Source organism: Veillonella sp. ACP1, from assembly GCF_000286635.1.
Classification (GTDB): Bacteria; Bacillota; Negativicutes; order Veillonellales; family Veillonellaceae; genus Veillonella; species Veillonella atypica.
The window spans coordinates 226,103-241,451 of record NZ_ALKL01000024.1; the positions used below are offsets into that span (position 1 = coordinate 226,103).

Sequence of the window (15,349 nt, forward strand, 5' to 3'; positions counted from 1 at the left end):
CATGGGAACTCGGCTATTAATCCTCTATGTTCCCTACGTTGGCATTATCCAAATCAGGTTATGGGTTAAAGCATTAGCTTACTCTCAGCCCACTCATGTGAGCACCCCGTTATGGCTTCATTATAGGCTGTTAAGAGAAGCCAGTCAATTATTTTCTTGCATAGATTGTATAATGATGTTATAACTAGAGTATAAAAATATATTGCCACTAGGGGTGCTTTTGCTGAGATTGACCATTCAAAACCCTAGACCTGATCCAGATAATACTGGCGTAGGAAAGTGGAGTGCAACATAATACTAAACTATTACGAGACCATTCCATTGGGAGTGGTCTCATTTTATATGTTTGGAGGTATTATGAAATTACATACTGCATTAACAATTGCTGGTACTGACCCGAGTGGTGGCGCTGGCATTATGGCTGATTTAAAATCTTTTCAAAGCCGTAACGTATACGGCATGGCCGTGGTTACGTCCGTGGTAGCTCAAAATACAACGGGCGTACATCATGTAGAACATTTATCGCTAGAGAGTATTGACCGACAATTATACGATGTGTATTCTGACATTGAACCTCAAGCCGTTAAGACGGGCATGATTGCCTTGCCGGAGATGATGGACCTTATCTATCCTTATGTGAGTAAGGGAATTCCGTATGTAATGGATCCCGTTATGATTGCTACTAGCGGTGATCGACTCGTATCAGATGAGGCTGTACATTTCTTAAAATCTAAACTGATTCCTACCGCAACGGTTATCACTCCAAATCGCAGTGAGGCAGAGGTCTTAGCCGATATGTCTATCACTTGTGAAAGCGATATCACAACGGCGGCCAATCGTATCTTACAAGACTTAGGTCCTCAAGTGGTCATCATTAAAGGCGGGCACATCGGTGAAGATGCAACGGATTATGCTTTCACTAAAGATGGTAATATTCGTACGTGGACGAGCCCCAAATATGATACGGTGCATACTCATGGTACGGGCTGTACCTTCTCAGCGATTATTACAGCGGAGCTTGCTAAAGGCCGTGATGTAATGGATGCCATCGGTATTGCGAAGGACTATATTGCTCTTGCTATTAAGTACAATCCAGCGTTAGGCAATGGGTGTGGCCCAGTTAACCACATGGCCTATGGTTTATTGGCGAATGGAACTGAAACGATGGATGAGCTCTTGAAAAAAGATGAGAGGAGATGATGCTATGAACCCATATATACATAATCAAATTAAGCCTGAATTCAATATATTATACACATTGCGGAAGAAAAATCCTCTTGTGATTTGTATTACCAATGATGTGGTACGAACCTTTACTGCTAATGGACTACTAGCCATTGGAGCATCGCCCATCATGAGCGAATGTAGTGAAGATTTAAAGGATCTTATTGTGTATGCATCAGCACTGCTCATCAATATTGGGACACTTACACCTGAGAAGGTTGGTTACTATAAAGAGGCTATTAAACTAGCGAAGGAATATGATGTACCAATTATTCTTGATCCTGTGGGCTGTCATGCAGGAGCTTACCGATTGTCGGTGGTCTTAGATTTGATTAAGACTGGTTCTATTTCGTTATTACGAGGCAATCAAAGCGAAGTTAAGGCTGTTTATGATGCACTGAGTTCTGATAATAAGGATGAAAACTCTCCGTTAGGTAAGGGCGTTGATGGGGCACAGGTAGCGGATAGTGCCATTATCGCATATCGTTTAGCGCGTCTTATTAACTGTCCTGTAGTAGCAACGGGCGAAGAGGATTATGTATCTGATGGAACTCGAGTTTTTGCAGTGCCTCATGGTCATTCGATTATGACTGCTGTAACGGGAACAGGTTGTCTCTTGGGGGCCGTATTAGCAGCCTTTTTTGGAATTTATGATCTCTTTAAGGATAGCCTGTCTACAGGTGAATTTCTTGCCTATGCATTGGCGTATTATGGTTTAGCTGGTGAAAGTGCTGTTAAGGTAAGTGGAATAAAACCAGGTAGCTTTAGCGTAGCCTTTATGGATGCTTTGTATACGCTAGATGATGAGGTGCTTGTATCTGAAAATCGTGTGCGACCCGTAGTTGTACCAGATCAATTACAGGTGTATTTCGTGTGTGGTACACAAGATACAGAGCTTAACAAAAAACGGTTGCTCGAAATCGTAGAAGATGCTTGTCGTGGTGGTATAACCTGCTTTCAGTTTAGAGAAAAGGGCGATGGTACATTAGAAGGTCAACAGAAGTTAGAACTAGCACAACAGTTACAACATATCTGTGCCAAGTATCATGTGCTCTATATTATCAATGATGATGTAGAGCTAGCGGTCGCTGTTAATGCGGATGGTGTTCACGTAGGGCAAGACGATATGTGCTTAGAAGATGTGCGTAATATCGTAGGTCATAAGGTAGTGGGGATATCCATCCATTCCATAGAGGAACTCCATAAGACAGATGTACTGTATGCTGATTGTGTAGGCGTAGGTCCTATGTATACAACTAGTAGCAAGCCTGATGCGCAAGAACCATGCGGCCCGGAACGTACAGCTGAACTACAGGCAGAAGGATTAACCTTACCATGCGTTGGAATTGGTGGTATTACCATAGACAATGCAATGGCAGTACTCCGTGCTGGCGCTTGTGGTGTTGCCGTTATATCTGCCATTGCCCATGCAGAAAAGCCTTATGAAGCGGTTCGACAATTTAAAGAATTAGCATCTAGCCTTTAATAGTAAATAGTATGACTTACGACTCTTAATACATATATAACTAATAGAACACAAAAAAGACGATGACCGAAGTCATCGTCTTTTATATTGAGGTTGTCTGTACATACAGTTAGGAAGAACTGCACTTGCAGTATTACATATCTGTATTTAAAATATTATTTTATCTAAACTTATAGATTAGATGGATTCAACGTGGCGTTGGAAGAAAGCTTGTGGGTGAGCACATACTGGGCAAACTTTAGGAGCTTCTTCACCAACGTGAATGTAACCGCAGTTAGCGCAAATCCATGCAACTGGTTGATCGTTGTGGAACACTTTGTTGCCAGAAACACGAGCTGCTAATGCAAGGTAACGAGCTTCATGGCGAGCTTCGATTTTACCAACTTCGCGCATTTTGAAAGCGATAGCAGTGAAGCCTTCTTTTTCTGCTTCATCAGCGAAATCTTTGTACATTGTAGTGTGTTCATAGTTTTCACCAGCTGCTGCATCGCGAAGGTTAGCTTCGATATCAGCGGAAATGTCGCCACCATGAAGAGCTTTGAACCAAACTTTAGCATGTGCAGATTCGTTGTGAGCTGTTTCTTCGAAATAATCAGCGATTTCGTTCATGCCAGCTTTACGAGCTGCTGCTGCATAATATGTATATTTTTGGAATGCTTGGGATTCACCAGCAAATGCTGTTTGAAGATTTTTTTCAGTGTTAGAACCTTTTAATTCTGCCATTTTAATACTCCTTTGTACTTACATCAAATTTCAAAATTTTTACCTTAGTTATATATTCATAACCACTTGGTTGTGAATGCAATGGTGGGTAACTCACTTGAGTTTAAGTTAAATAAAAACTTATTTATATACTGATTAGATAGACACTTGTCTATATTTGAAAAAAGCACTTGCTTATCTTTTAAATGAGTACTTACCTATAGTTGTAAAGAGGCACTTGCCTATAATTTACACCACAATGTTTTTGATTCGTATACTTAACGAATAATCATTGTTGACTATATTGTAACATACTAAATGAGAAATGCAAGTGTTTTTGTAAAAATTTATTTCGAAAATTTTCTAAATGATAAATGTTATCAATGTAGTAAATAAGCGGTTTTTGAAAGTCTGTTAAGTAATGGATTTATTAAAAATAGAATTACTGATAATGAGAATGAGAGTTACATGGAAAATCATTATTGTTTATAGAACTGTTTGTTTTTGGTAACAATTCTGATTAAGCCGATAGATCTTATTAGTCAAAGTGTACTTTTACCTATATTGGAGAACATATTTTAAGTATAATAATATATATATAATAGAAATAGTATAAGGAGGCGCTATGGCGTTTATTAGATATTATGTGGGCGATATAGTACAAATGAAAAAATCGCATCCCTGTGGCAGTGATGAGTGGGAGGTCAAGCGCATAGGTACAGATTTTCTTATCGTTTGTAAAGGTTGTGGTCATCAGTTGTTGATGCCTCGCCCTAAATTTGAAAAGGCAGCGAAGAAAATAGTATCGCGCTTGCCTGAAAATGAATGAGGTAGGACTATGGTGCGACTCACTGATTATGTTACGAGTGGAGGATGCGCGTGTAAGATTGGTCCTCATATATTAGAACGTGTTTTAAAGGCCGTTACACCTGTTACAAATGAACATGTTCTAGCTGATATGACTGGTGCTGATGATGCAGGGGTATATCAAATTTCTGATCAACTTGCCCTTGTACAAACATTGGATTTTTTCACGCCTGTTGTCAATGACCCTACGTTATTCGGTAAAATTGCAGCGGCTAATGCATTGAGCGATGTATATGCGATGGGGGGGATACCCCTAACGGCGATGAACATCGTTGGATTTCCTGTTCCCTTAGTAGAACAAGGCGTATTGACGGATGTACTCAATGGGGCTGCGTCCATTGTTTCTGAATCTGGTGCAGCTATTGTAGGTGGTCACAGCATCGAAAATAAGGAACCTATTTTTGGCATGTCGATCACAGGTCAAGTTAATCCTAACGAGATTTGGAAGAATAAAGGCGCTCGAGTAGGGGATGTATTGGTGTTAACAAAACGCATCGGCACAGGTATTATGAATAATGCGTTGAAAGCTGATTTATTTCCTACTGGTACTGCGCAGGCGGTTGCTAGCATGAGTACGTTGAATCGTGTGGCTGCTGAGGTGGCCCATAATTTTACAATTCATGCGTGTACTGATGTGACGGGCTTTAGCCTTATGGGGCATTCTGTAGAAATGGCGAGTGCCTCTAATGTAACAATTCATATCAAGACTTATGATATTCCGCTCTTTGATGATGTCATTGACGCGGCTCGAATGGGCCTTGTACCAGCGGCATCCTATGGCAATCGTAAGGCTATTACAGATGTACAAGTAGATAAAATATTAGATTCTGTGTGGACGGATATTTTATTTGATCCACAAACATCAGGCGGTCTTTTATTCTCTGTGCCTGCTGCAGAAGGACCGGATTTTGTGAAAGCTTTACATGATGTGGGCGTTGAAGGTGCCACTATAGTTGGTGCCGTTGAAAGCTTTAGTGGCTTAGCGGTACGCGTCACTAAATAAGATATATTACAATTTTGATTTTAATAGTATATAGAGTAGTTGTGCGTTGATGCTTTCACAAAATATATAATAATATTGAGGTAAATAATGAGTAATACAAATGAATTAACTGTAGATGTGCGTGGCAGTTTGTGTCCAAAACCTGTGATTGAAACGAAGAAGGTAAGCGATGCAAATCCAGACGCGATTATTACGACCATTGTAGATAACGAGGTGAGTCGCGATAATGTAGAGAAATTTGGGAAGTCTCGTGGCTATGATGTGGCAATTGGACAAGATGGTATAGATTTTTTTATTAAACTTACGCCGAATGTAGAACCTGCACCGGAAATTGGTTGCAAACCTATGAATTATAGTGACCGCATCATTTTGATGACGAAAGATTATCTTGGTGAAGGTAGTGAAGAACTTGGCCGTAATTTGATGAAAACCTTCTGGGTGTGCATGGTTGAAGCCGACGTGAAGCCATCTACAATTTATTTCATCAATAGTAGCGTTAAAATGGTAACCAACGATTCTGTTCATTTAGACAATATTAAAAAATTAGCTGATCTTGGTGTTGAAATTGCTGCATGTGGCATTTGTCTTGACTATTATGGTCTAAAAGATCAAGTGGGGGTAGGCTCTATTACAAACATGTATGCGATTACAGATGCTATCGTTGGGGAAAATCTTGTTAAACTATAATACTCGTATCTATGTTGTAAATGATTAAGCAATATTATTGGGGGTGAGGCGTTGAACAATAAAAAGTTGCTTGTCGTTTTTACATCCTATTATTTTGGGGATAAAGCAGATAAGATATTAACAGAACTTTCGGTGCCTCACCAACTGATGGCTACACCGCCAGAATTGAATGATATGTGTGGTTTGTCCATTCAAATAGACTTGAATGCTGTAGAACAAGTTCAGACTATCCTAAAAGAACATAAGATTAGTACGTCAGGCTTATTTTGGTATGAAAAAGGGAAACCAGTTTTAGCTTATAAAGATTAAATCGATTTATTAATATCGAAATTTATCTATATATGATAACATTAATATATAAAAATCGTATTGTATAGGAGATATACATGGTTGATTTTACCTTGCCTCGCGAATATATAGACGATATGGTCGTCCGTATGGCCCATCATAGTACAGCAATCGAGGGGAATACGTTAACACAAGGGGAAGCAAAGAGTATCATATTAGATAATATGATACCCCGTAAAATGGATTTGCGTGAGTTCTATGAAGTATCTAATTATCGCGACTATTTAGTATTCTTGATGGAATCATATCAAGAAGTAATTACGATAGATATCATAAGAGACACACAACGATTGTTACTAGCACATATCCGTGATGATAATGGGCAATTTAAGGTTGTTCCAAACATGGTTATTGGTGCTGATTTTGAGCCAACAAAACCATATCAAGTACAAGAAGCTTTAAAAAACTGGTGTGATACATTGCAATATCGTTTAGAGATATCCCAAAATGATGAAGAGCGGGTGCGTACCATTATGGAGCAACATTTGCAATTTGAACGTATTCATCCTTTTGTTGATGGTAATGGCCGTACAGGAAGAGCTCTTATTGTACACGCTTGTTTACAACAGAAATTAGCGCCTATTATCATTAACAAAGCTGATAGAGGTGAATATATGACTCTGTTAAATGATGGTGATTTAAATGGCTTATATAAGTTAGGTCTTGATTTATTTTATAAGGAAAAAGAACGTATGATTCTATTTGGTCAAAATTTTGGCTAATGAGCATCATATGTTATGTATCTAGGTTAAGTTTTTGAAATTAATATAATGAAAGGTTGAATTTCAATGAGCAAATATGAAATAGAAAATGTAAAATTAACGGCCCCTAAATTGGATCGTAACGATTTAGAATATGCTATGACCTATCGTTATGCATGTAAGAAATTTGATAGCACTAAAAAGATTAGTGATGAAGACTGGAATGCTATCTTGCAGGCGGCACGTTTGTCTCCTACATCCTTAGGTTTTGAAGCATATCAGTTGTTAGTCATTCAAAATCCAGAGATTCGCGAAAAAATGAAGGCTTACGGCTGGGGCATTTTGGCTGGTTTGGAAGCAAGTCATTTTGTAGTATTCTTAACACGTAAAAAGGTTGATTTAGAATTTGATTCTCCTTATGTACGCTATATTCAGGAAGAGGTTAAACAATTACCTGCTGAAGTAGATGCTATTTATAAGGAAAAATATGCGCAGTTTACTACGGAAGACTATAAAACATTTGAGTCTGAACGTGCTGCTTTTGATTGGTCCTCTAAACAAGCGTATATCGTTATGGCGAATATGATGACCATGGCTGCCTATGAAGGGCTTGACTCCTGTGCGTTGGAAGGCTTCAACCAAGACAAGATGACAGCATTCTTAGGCGATGAACTTGGTCTTTTCGATACTAAACATTTCGGTATTTCTGTAATGGCAGCCTTTGGGTACCGTGATGAAGAACCACATCGCAATAAAACACGTCGTACAATGGATGAAATTGTAAAGGTCGTTGAATAGAATATATCAAAATATTTACAAGAAGAATGTTAGGACCATAGAACACTACTTTTGCTAAAGTATGCCAACTTTATATATCGCACTTCATTTAACCTTTAAACATGAATGGTACGTTATAAATATACATAATATTTAACATATCTGTATATTTAGATGATTTTTAAGATACATGTATATAAGCGTAAAGGAGTGATTATATGTTATGGTCAATTATTGTTGGTGGTTTTATCGGGTTCCTAGCAGGTGCCATCACTAACAAAGGCGGTGCAATGGGCGTTATCGCTAAAGTTGTTGCTGGTTTAATTGGATCGTCCGTAGGTCAGTCCCTATTTGGTACCTGGGGTCCTAGCTTAGCAGGTATGTCCTTAATTCCATCTGTATTAGGTGCAGTCATTGTTGTTGCTGTAGTCTCATTTTTCTTCGGAAAAAGGGGATAGTAATCTACTTATAAAAGTAGGTCTAATATAGCTAAACGTGATTTTACATGAAAGGAGTCACTATTATGGCATTAGAAGAAAAACTCAACCAAGCTAAAGGTGCACTAAAAGAAAATGTTGGCAAATTAACTGGTGACAAAAAATTGGAATCAGAAGGTGCCGTAGAAAAAACAACTGCTAAAGTTAAAGACGTTGTAGAAGATGTTAAAGATGCTGTAGAAGGCGCACTTGACGGCTTGAAAAACTCTGTTGATAACGATAAAGAATAAACTCGTGTTTATTCAACAATCACATAAAGAAAATCTCATTAAGAGACAACAAAAAACCAGTAAATCGTTCGATTTACTGGTTTTTTATTGCTATTAATTTGCATTATACGTTGAAGCGGAAGTGTGTTACGTCGCCGTCTTTCATAACATATTCCTTGCCTTCTAGGCGAACAAGGCCTTTTTCTTTAGCAGCATTTTGGCTGCCGCAAGCTTGTAAGTCATCGAAGGATACGATTTCAGCGCGGATAAAGCCTTTTTCAATATCGGAGTGAATTTTTCCAGCTGCTTGAGGTGCTTTTGTGCCGTTTACAATTGTCCAGGCACGAGCTTCCATTTCACCAGCTGTAAAGTAGTTGATGAGGCCTAAGAGTGCATAACTTGCCTTGATAAGCTTAGTTAAGCCAGATTCTTCAAGACCGAGATCTTCTAGGAATGCAGCGGATTCTTCATCGGATAACTCAGCAATTTCGGATTCGATACGAGCGGATACAACAACGATGCCAGCACCTTCGTTCTTCGCGTATTCTTCTACGCGTTTTACGTGCTCGTTAGCGGAGTAATCAGATACTTCATCTTCAGAAATGTTAGCAACATAAAGAGATGGTTTTGCTGTAAGTAATGTCAACTCTTTAATCATTTCTAACTCTTCTTCGTTAAGACCTTGGGCACGAACTGGTTTTGCTTCACCGAGACCTTCGATAATGCGTTCTAGCAATGGTAACTCAGCGCGAGCATCTTTATCGCCGGATTTTGCAATTTTTTCAATGCGTTGTTTCCGTTTTTCTACGGATTCAAGGTCTGCAAGGCAGAGCTCTGTATTGATGATTTCGATGTCTCGGATTGGATCGATAGACCCTGCAACGTGAGTGATATTAGGGTCATCGAAACAACGAATAACTTGTGCAATTGCATCTACTTGACGAATATGGCTAAGGAATTTGTTACCTAAACCTTCGCCTTTAGATGCACCTTCAACGAGACCTGCAATATCTACAAATCGCATAGCAGCAGGGAGGATGCGTTTGGAACCGAACATTTCCGCTAATACAGCTAGACGACTGTCTGGAACATCAACAACACCTACGTTTGGCTCAATTGTACAGAATGGATAGTTGGCAGCCTCAGCGCCAGCTTTTGTAATAGCGTTGAATAATGTACTTTTACCAACATTTGGAAGGCCTACGATGCCTACTTCTAAATTTGTGCTCATGGTACCACCTTTATTAAAATTAATTTCGTTCTTTGTGAAAGCTTTCATTAGAAATATGGTTTCTTATAAAAGCCTTGTCAAACACATATTATATCATATTCTAATAGATATATACATTTCTATAGAATTGGTCTGGATTATTTATCAAGAAGTGCTATAATATTAGAGAGAAAGTTGAAGTTTCTTATAAAAAATAATGATAAGTAGATGTGTTTATATAATAAAAATATAAGTTTTTCTTATGATTTATTTTATAGAAAATTTTGATGAGTAGATATGACTATGTCAGTGTGCAGGCGGACGTGTCATTTTGATTGAACGTAAACGTCATGTAACGCTGCTAGGAAAGGAAGTTAAGTATGTTTTCTAAGTTATTTGATAGTTTTTTAGTTCACTATTTAGAACGTTTTAATGATCACTGCTTTAGTGTAAAAGTGGGTGACAATGAATATACCATTGGCGAAGGTACACCTGAGTTTACCATTCGTGTAAACCGCGATATCCCTAAGAAAGATTTGCTCGTTTCTGCTGAACTTGCACTTGGCGAAGCGTATATGCGTAAGGATATTGAAATAGAAGGCGATTTATTCAAAGCTCTTTGTGTTGTACTAGGTCATGTTAATAAGGATTCTATCAATAAAAAGGTACTTAGTTCTCTCTTTAATGTAGGTCTTAAAAAGAAAGATCAAAAACAACAAGTGTCTTCTCACTACGACCTTGGCAATGATTTTTATAGCTTATGGCTTGATAAGACGATGAGCTATTCTTGTGCGTACTTTAAACATGAAGATGATAGCTTAGAAGATGCACAATACCAAAAGGTTCATCATATTCTCGATAAATTATATTTAAAAGAAGGTATGACATTACTCGATATCGGTTGTGGTTGGGGATTCCTTTTAATTGAAGCAGCCCGTAAATATGGCGTTAAAGGCTATGGTTGTACATTGTCTGAAGAACAATGGAAGAAAGGCCAAGAACGGATTAAAGAATTCGGACTTGAAGGTCAAGTCGAAATCGAACTCATTGATTATCGTGATGTAGCGGCATCTGGTCGTACATTCGATCGTATCGTCAGCGTTGGTATGTTGGAACATGTAGGTCGTCCTAATTTCCCATTGTATATGGAGGATGCATCCACTATGTTAAATGATGGTGGTTTATTCTTGCTCCATTACATCAGTGATCCATCAGAAAAAGAATCTAGTGCATGGATTCGTAAATATATCTTCCCAGGTGGATGCTTACCGTCTCTTCGTGAAATTGTTTCTATTGCTTATGACTATGATTTTAATGTTATCGATGTTGAAAGCTTGCGCTTGCACTACTATAAAACATTGATGCATTGGTACAATAATTTCCAAGGTGTACGTGACCAAGTAGAAAAAGCTCGCGGTACTGAATTCGTTCGTATGTGGGATTTATACCTCTGTGGTTGTGCAGCAGGTTTCTATATTGGCAATATGGATTTGCATCAAATCCTTATGACAAAAGATGTTAATAATGAATTGCCATTAACACGTTGGTATTAATAGATAGATTTTAATACGAAAAAAGGACCGTCTTAAGGCGGTCCTTTTTCGTGTCATCATACGCTATTGTTAATGTAAAAAGAGGATAACCGAAGTTATCCTCTTAAGGTGCGTATAGAATTATAGAGAGTGAGCTCGCAATTCTTCAGCAGAATGTGTGGAAATCCAAGCTGGTGGAATATCGAATACTGTGTAGCAACCAGTGCCGCCGTGTTTAGCGAGACGGTAGATACCACGAGCGTATGCAACAAGCGCAGAGCCTGTGAATTCAGGGTTAGAATCAAGTTTTAAAGAGTATTCAACAACATGACGAGTGCCGTCAGTGCTTTCACCAGAACGAAGAACGAAGCCACCATGTGGAATACCCTTGTGGTTGCGATCAAGTTCTTCTTGGGAAATGAAGTTGACTACAGTTTCGTAACCTACGAAGTAGTTTTTCATAGTTTTGATTTCGTTTTCAATTTTTGCTTTGTCTGCATCAGGAGCAGCTACTACATAGCATTCACGAAGGTGACCTTTGTAGCCATCAACGTCTGGAGTTTCACCATTACGGATAGCTTCAAGGTATTGTTCTTTAGGAACAGTGTATTGACGAGCATCAAGAACACCATCAATACGACGGATAGCATCGGAGTGACCTTGGGAAACGCCGCGGCCCCAGAATGTGTAAGATTTGCCGTGAGGCAAGATGCTTTCAGCGTAAACACGTTGTAAAGAGAACATGCCTGGGTCCCAACCACAAGAAATCAATGTAGCAGTCTTAGCTTCTTTAGCTACTTTGTCTACATTAGCAAAATGCTCAGGGATACGTGCATGTGTATCGAAGGAATCGATACAGTTGAAGTATTTAGTTACCATTGGAGTTTGTTCGATAAGGTCTGTTGCAGAACCACCGCAAAGAACCATAACATCGATCTTACCTTTGAAGTTTGGTAGATCTTCCATAGTGTATGTAGGAACACCAGACACTGTTTCTAAGCCTTTACGACGAGAAAATACGCCTACGAGTTCCATATCTGGTTGTAATTTAACAGATGCTTCTACGCCACGGCCTAAGTTGCCATAGCCTACGATACCAATACGAATTTTGCTCATATTAGCCTCCTATATAATTATAAAATGTAGTGTAATAACTAATATATTTATTATAACATAGAAATTTCTCTTTTTATAATATTCTATAGAGTTATACAGCATATATTATGTGGAGAGAATAATTCGTTTGTTATTATTCATCATTATATCGATACATTGCGTATGGGAATATACATAAAAGAAAACATCATATGTACAAAAATTGACACATATACCCTTATTATATATACAATGAATATATGCATATTATTGTGTATAGTTTGAGGAGGTTATGAGATGAGAAGAACGATAAACCTTGCTGTTATTGCTGCTTTAATTATTACCGGTGCTAGTGCAGAGGCCATGGTGTCAGCCACTACAGTTGAAAGCCATACGGATGGAAAATCCATTGGGTTGAATTTGTGGGGTGAAAATAAACACTATACCGATGATTTGACCGTCAATGTATCTGGCCTTGGTGTAAATGGAAACAAATACCATAATAACGTTACCGGTATTTATGCTCTTGATGGATCTCAGGTGGCCATAGATAAAAATGTAAATGTAACGGTTGCAAATCCAGCACCTGCGGAAAGTGGAGAGAAGCGTAGACCAGACTTAGCACACTATTACATGAGTGGTATATATGCTGGTTATGGTGGGGTTACAAATGATGGTAATAATGATGATACTCGTATTACCGTACAAGGTAATGCCAAAGTAGATGCCATTGGCGTAGGCTTGCAAGCTAATAAGGATGGATACATTCGGATTCTAGGTGGGGCAGATGTAAAGACACATCCTTTAACGACATCTGATACATATTCTGCACTTTCAGAAGAAGGATTTGTCTATGTGAATACTGGCATGGATGGATTGAAACCAGGTGCTAAGGACGTCAATATGTATGGCAATATTGGTTTTATCAATAAAAACTATGGTATTGATAAAAATCCACACAATCATGGATCAGAAATTTCATTGGGATTAACGACACCAAATTCTAAATTAGTGGGTGGTGTACTCAATGAATTTGATGAAAGTAACAATAATCCTCATCATGGCGGTTTGAGATTGTATTTACAAAATGGTGCTACATGGCGTAATGAATGGTTAGGAGCTGAACGTGAATACCCTACACAAGGCCGACCAGATACTGCAAATTATCTCTATACAGGTAGTAAGGTAGAGCATCTTATAGGTGGTGCCACAGAAGGTAGCCGCGGCATTATCCAAGCCGTAGATGCACGGCCTATTACGATTAATAATTATGCTGGTCATACAGCTATTGATTATGAAAAAGGTGCACCTGCTGCAGAAAACGGAAAGGGTGAAGTGGTTATCAACCATGCTGACCCTGGTTCTTCTGTTACATTGCGTAGCTCCGTAGATGCTTTGAAAGAACATGCTAATGCCGAGATTCCAGGATTAGCAGAAAATCAATTTGTGAAGAAAATAGTCTACAATGGATATACGAAGGGTGAGCGAAACCTTGGTGTTAATGTGCATTTAGAAACAGGTGTGATTAGCCCTACATTAAATGCTAAACTTAGCCCGGATGATTTTGATGCAGCTGGACGTGCTATGGTGTCTAATAAAACCGTATTATCCACTAGTGAAAGTGAAATTGTATCCGGTGCTAAGAGTGCATTAGCATCTTCTGTTATGCAAATGCGAGCCGATACCAATGATTTACAACGCCGTTTAGGTGATGTACGTCTTAACTCCGATAATCAAGGCGTATGGGGCAAATATATTGGTGGTAAATCTAAAATTACAGACTCTGCCTATGTAAATCAAACCTATAATATGGCGCAAGTTGGCTATGATACAAAACGGGGAAACTGGATTGTTGGTGGAGCCTTCCTGTATGGCACAAACAACAATGATTATGCGCTAGGTTCTGGCTCTGGTAAGACAGCAGGGGTAGCAATCTATGGCTCTAAACAATTTAATGATGGCCGTTATTTAGATATCATTGCTAAAGGAAATCGTTTGAAAAATGATTTTACTGTACATAATAGCTTAGGTACGTCATTAAGTGGGGACTATTATAATACAGGCGCATCTTTGAGCCTTGAATATGGTAAGCGTATCAAGAAAGAAAATGGTTTCTATATCGACCCTAGTGCGGAATTGATTCTTAGCCGCTTATCTGGTGAAAGCTTTGATGCTCGTACGAATACGGGTAGCTCTGTTCATATCAATTCTGATGCGGTTAATTCTGCTATAGGCCGTTTGGGTATCGGCATTGGTAAGGAAGCTAAGAATAGTAATATATTCCTTAAAGCTGCATTGGCACATGAATTCTCTGGCAAGATGAAAGCAACGTATAGCATGATCGGTGAACCAACGACTAATAGTGTAGTAGATTTGAAAGATACTTGGCTTGATCTTGAATTAGGTGGCTCTTGGAGCTTCCGGCCAAATACATATTTATATGGGACATTTACGAAAAACTTCGGTAGCACTGTTGATACATCCTATCGCGTAGATGCCGGTATTCGTCATAGCTTTTAATTAGTAAATGGATTTTAAATAAAAACGGTTGTGAAACCATTCTAAGAGAAGGTTTCACAACCGTTTTTTATTACCTATTTTTAGGGTTATAGGACAAAAAGTGTGTGTGACTAATCCCAATAAGTTGGAAAATCTGTAGACATATGTAGCTCATTCCAAACAGGAGCATCACCCCATTGAGGAATTGAACGATCTATTTGGCAATAATCAGATAACCGTTTGTAGATAGCAGCAATCGATTCATCTGTAGGCATACAATTTAATATAGCTGAAATAGAAAGCGGTCTTGGTGAGTGCATATAGCACCACCAATAGACCGCTTTTAGTCTTCTTTCAAGTGAAAGGCCTCTATGAGCCCGTAACATACTTCTTAGTTGAGCATTTACTCCACCTTCAATACGATTATTTGTTGTAGGTATTGTAATATCAATACATTCCAAAAATGTAAATAAAGTTTGTTGCCTAATCAGACGCCATAATGATGATTCAGC

General features: G+C 38.6%; 15 protein-coding genes, 1 pseudogene and 2 riboswitches. Of the genes and pseudogenes, 12 read left to right on the forward strand and 4 right to left on the reverse strand.

From position 1 onward, the window contains the following. Positions 1-13 precede the first annotated feature (13 nt). A riboswitch (TPP riboswitch) is annotated at positions 14-119 on the reverse strand. An 81-nt stretch (positions 120-200) separates the two neighbouring features. Then, positions 201-295: riboswitch (TPP riboswitch) on the forward strand. Positions 296-357: 62 nt separating this feature from the next. Further along, positions 358-1,200 (forward strand): bifunctional hydroxymethylpyrimidine kinase/phosphomethylpyrimidine kinase, encoded by an 843-nt coding sequence (gene thiD, locus HMPREF1151_RS09210; protein ID WP_009661739.1) that lies wholly within the window; start codon positions 358-360, stop codon positions 1,198-1,200. Positions 1,201-1,204: 4 nt separating this feature from the next. Continuing rightward, complete coding sequence (gene thiM / locus HMPREF1151_RS09215; protein ID WP_009661788.1) at positions 1,205-2,710, forward strand: hydroxyethylthiazole kinase; 1,506 nt, start codon at positions 1,205-1,207, stop codon at positions 2,708-2,710. A 177-nt stretch (positions 2,711-2,887) separates the two neighbouring features. Here thiM and rbr read toward each other — a convergent pair whose 3' ends face one another. Continuing rightward, positions 2,888-3,433, reverse strand: a complete 546-nt coding sequence (gene rbr / locus HMPREF1151_RS09220; protein WP_005379557.1) for a rubrerythrin — start codon at positions 3,431-3,433, stop codon at positions 2,888-2,890. Positions 3,434-4,037: 604 nt separating this feature from the next. Between rbr and HMPREF1151_RS09225 the strand changes: the two genes are divergently transcribed. The 8 genes from HMPREF1151_RS09225 (at position 4,038) to HMPREF1151_RS09260 (ending at position 8,522) form a co-directional block, all read left to right on the forward strand. Then, complete coding sequence (locus tag HMPREF1151_RS09225; RefSeq protein ID WP_005379561.1) at positions 4,038-4,241, forward strand: DUF951 domain-containing protein; 204 nt, start codon at positions 4,038-4,040, stop codon at positions 4,239-4,241. A gap of 9 nt (positions 4,242-4,250) precedes the next feature. Then, positions 4,251-5,282 carry a selenide, water dikinase SelD gene (gene selD, locus HMPREF1151_RS09230; protein ID WP_009661871.1) on the forward strand — a complete coding sequence of 344 codons (1,032 nt, stop codon included), beginning with the start codon at positions 4,251-4,253 and terminating at the stop codon, positions 5,280-5,282. Between the two features lie 87 nt (positions 5,283-5,369). After that, the gene (gene yedF / locus HMPREF1151_RS09235; protein WP_009661793.1) at positions 5,370-5,969 is read left to right on the forward strand and encodes a sulfurtransferase-like selenium metabolism protein YedF; all 600 of its coding nucleotides are present in this window, start codon (positions 5,370-5,372) and stop codon (positions 5,967-5,969) included. A gap of 51 nt (positions 5,970-6,020) precedes the next feature. Then, complete coding sequence (locus tag HMPREF1151_RS09240) at positions 6,021-6,278, forward strand: DUF3343 domain-containing protein (RefSeq protein WP_009661865.1); 258 nt, start codon at positions 6,021-6,023, stop codon at positions 6,276-6,278. A gap of 77 nt (positions 6,279-6,355) precedes the next feature. Then, positions 6,356-7,039 carry a Fic family protein gene (locus HMPREF1151_RS09245; protein ID WP_009661725.1) on the forward strand — a complete coding sequence of 228 codons (684 nt, stop codon included), beginning with the start codon at positions 6,356-6,358 and terminating at the stop codon, positions 7,037-7,039. Between the two features lie 66 nt (positions 7,040-7,105). After that, complete coding sequence (locus tag HMPREF1151_RS09250) at positions 7,106-7,816, forward strand: NAD(P)H-dependent oxidoreductase (RefSeq protein WP_009661797.1); 711 nt, start codon at positions 7,106-7,108, stop codon at positions 7,814-7,816. Positions 7,817-8,013: 197 nt separating this feature from the next. After that, positions 8,014-8,253, forward strand: coding sequence for a GlsB/YeaQ/YmgE family stress response membrane protein (locus HMPREF1151_RS09255; RefSeq protein WP_009661862.1), 240 nt, complete (start codon positions 8,014-8,016; stop codon positions 8,251-8,253). Positions 8,254-8,318: 65 nt separating this feature from the next. Continuing rightward, the gene (locus HMPREF1151_RS09260) at positions 8,319-8,522 is read left to right on the forward strand and encodes a CsbD family protein (protein ID WP_005379485.1); all 204 of its coding nucleotides are present in this window, start codon (positions 8,319-8,321) and stop codon (positions 8,520-8,522) included. A 103-nt stretch (positions 8,523-8,625) separates the two neighbouring features. On the opposite strand, the gene ychF is transcribed toward HMPREF1151_RS09260, so the two are convergent. Continuing rightward, a complete protein-coding gene (gene ychF / locus HMPREF1151_RS09265) occupies positions 8,626-9,732 on the reverse strand; it encodes a redox-regulated ATPase YchF (RefSeq protein WP_038141582.1) in 1,107 nt (368 codons plus the stop codon). 359 nt (positions 9,733-10,091) lie between these two features. On the opposite strand from ychF, the gene HMPREF1151_RS09270 reads away from it, so the two are divergent. After that, the gene (locus tag HMPREF1151_RS09270) at positions 10,092-11,264 is read left to right on the forward strand and encodes a cyclopropane-fatty-acyl-phospholipid synthase family protein (RefSeq protein ID WP_005382132.1); all 1,173 of its coding nucleotides are present in this window, start codon (positions 10,092-10,094) and stop codon (positions 11,262-11,264) included. Positions 11,265-11,384: 120 nt separating this feature from the next. Here HMPREF1151_RS09270 and HMPREF1151_RS09275 read toward each other — a convergent pair whose 3' ends face one another. Continuing rightward, positions 11,385-12,359: a diaminopimelate dehydrogenase gene (locus HMPREF1151_RS09275; protein WP_009661869.1), complete on the reverse strand. Its 975-nt coding sequence runs from the start codon at positions 12,357-12,359 to the stop codon at positions 11,385-11,387. A 276-nt stretch (positions 12,360-12,635) separates the two neighbouring features. Between HMPREF1151_RS09275 and HMPREF1151_RS09280 the strand changes: the two genes are divergently transcribed. Then, positions 12,636-14,858, forward strand: coding sequence for an autotransporter outer membrane beta-barrel domain-containing protein (locus tag HMPREF1151_RS09280; RefSeq protein WP_009661767.1), 2,223 nt, complete (start codon positions 12,636-12,638; stop codon positions 14,856-14,858). 110 nt (positions 14,859-14,968) lie between these two features. Here the strand turns inward: HMPREF1151_RS09280 and HMPREF1151_RS09705 are convergent. Beyond that, positions 14,969-15,349 (reverse strand): annotated as a pseudogene (locus HMPREF1151_RS09705) (IS256 family transposase); the annotation flags it as partial.

Excerpts from the sequence above, each read along its gene's own strand:
- thiD (WP_009661739.1), top strand. The coding sequence starts at position 358 with ATGAAATTACATACTGCATTAACAATTGCTGGTACTGACCCGAGTGGT.
- thiM (WP_009661788.1), top strand. The coding sequence starts at position 1,205 with ATGAACCCATATATACATAATCAAATTAAGCCTGAATTCAATATATTA.
- rbr (WP_005379557.1), bottom strand. The coding sequence starts at position 3,433 with ATGGCAGAATTAAAAGGTTCTAACACTGAAAAAAATCTTCAAACAGCA.
- HMPREF1151_RS09225 (WP_005379561.1), top strand. The coding sequence starts at position 4,038 with ATGGCGTTTATTAGATATTATGTGGGCGATATAGTACAAATGAAAAAA.
- selD (WP_009661871.1), top strand. The coding sequence starts at position 4,251 with ATGGTGCGACTCACTGATTATGTTACGAGTGGAGGATGCGCGTGTAAG.
- yedF (WP_009661793.1), top strand. The coding sequence starts at position 5,370 with ATGAGTAATACAAATGAATTAACTGTAGATGTGCGTGGCAGTTTGTGT.
- HMPREF1151_RS09245 (WP_009661725.1), top strand. The coding sequence starts at position 6,356 with ATGGTTGATTTTACCTTGCCTCGCGAATATATAGACGATATGGTCGTC.
- HMPREF1151_RS09250 (WP_009661797.1), top strand. The coding sequence starts at position 7,106 with ATGAGCAAATATGAAATAGAAAATGTAAAATTAACGGCCCCTAAATTG.
- HMPREF1151_RS09255 (WP_009661862.1), top strand. The coding sequence starts at position 8,014 with ATGTTATGGTCAATTATTGTTGGTGGTTTTATCGGGTTCCTAGCAGGT.
- HMPREF1151_RS09260 (WP_005379485.1), top strand. The coding sequence starts at position 8,319 with ATGGCATTAGAAGAAAAACTCAACCAAGCTAAAGGTGCACTAAAAGAA.
- ychF (WP_038141582.1), bottom strand. The coding sequence starts at position 9,732 with ATGAGCACAAATTTAGAAGTAGGCATCGTAGGCCTTCCAAATGTTGGT.
- HMPREF1151_RS09270 (WP_005382132.1), top strand. The coding sequence starts at position 10,092 with ATGTTTTCTAAGTTATTTGATAGTTTTTTAGTTCACTATTTAGAACGT.
- HMPREF1151_RS09275 (WP_009661869.1), bottom strand. The coding sequence starts at position 12,359 with ATGAGCAAAATTCGTATTGGTATCGTAGGCTATGGCAACTTAGGCCGT.
- HMPREF1151_RS09280 (WP_009661767.1), top strand. The coding sequence starts at position 12,636 with ATGAGAAGAACGATAAACCTTGCTGTTATTGCTGCTTTAATTATTACC.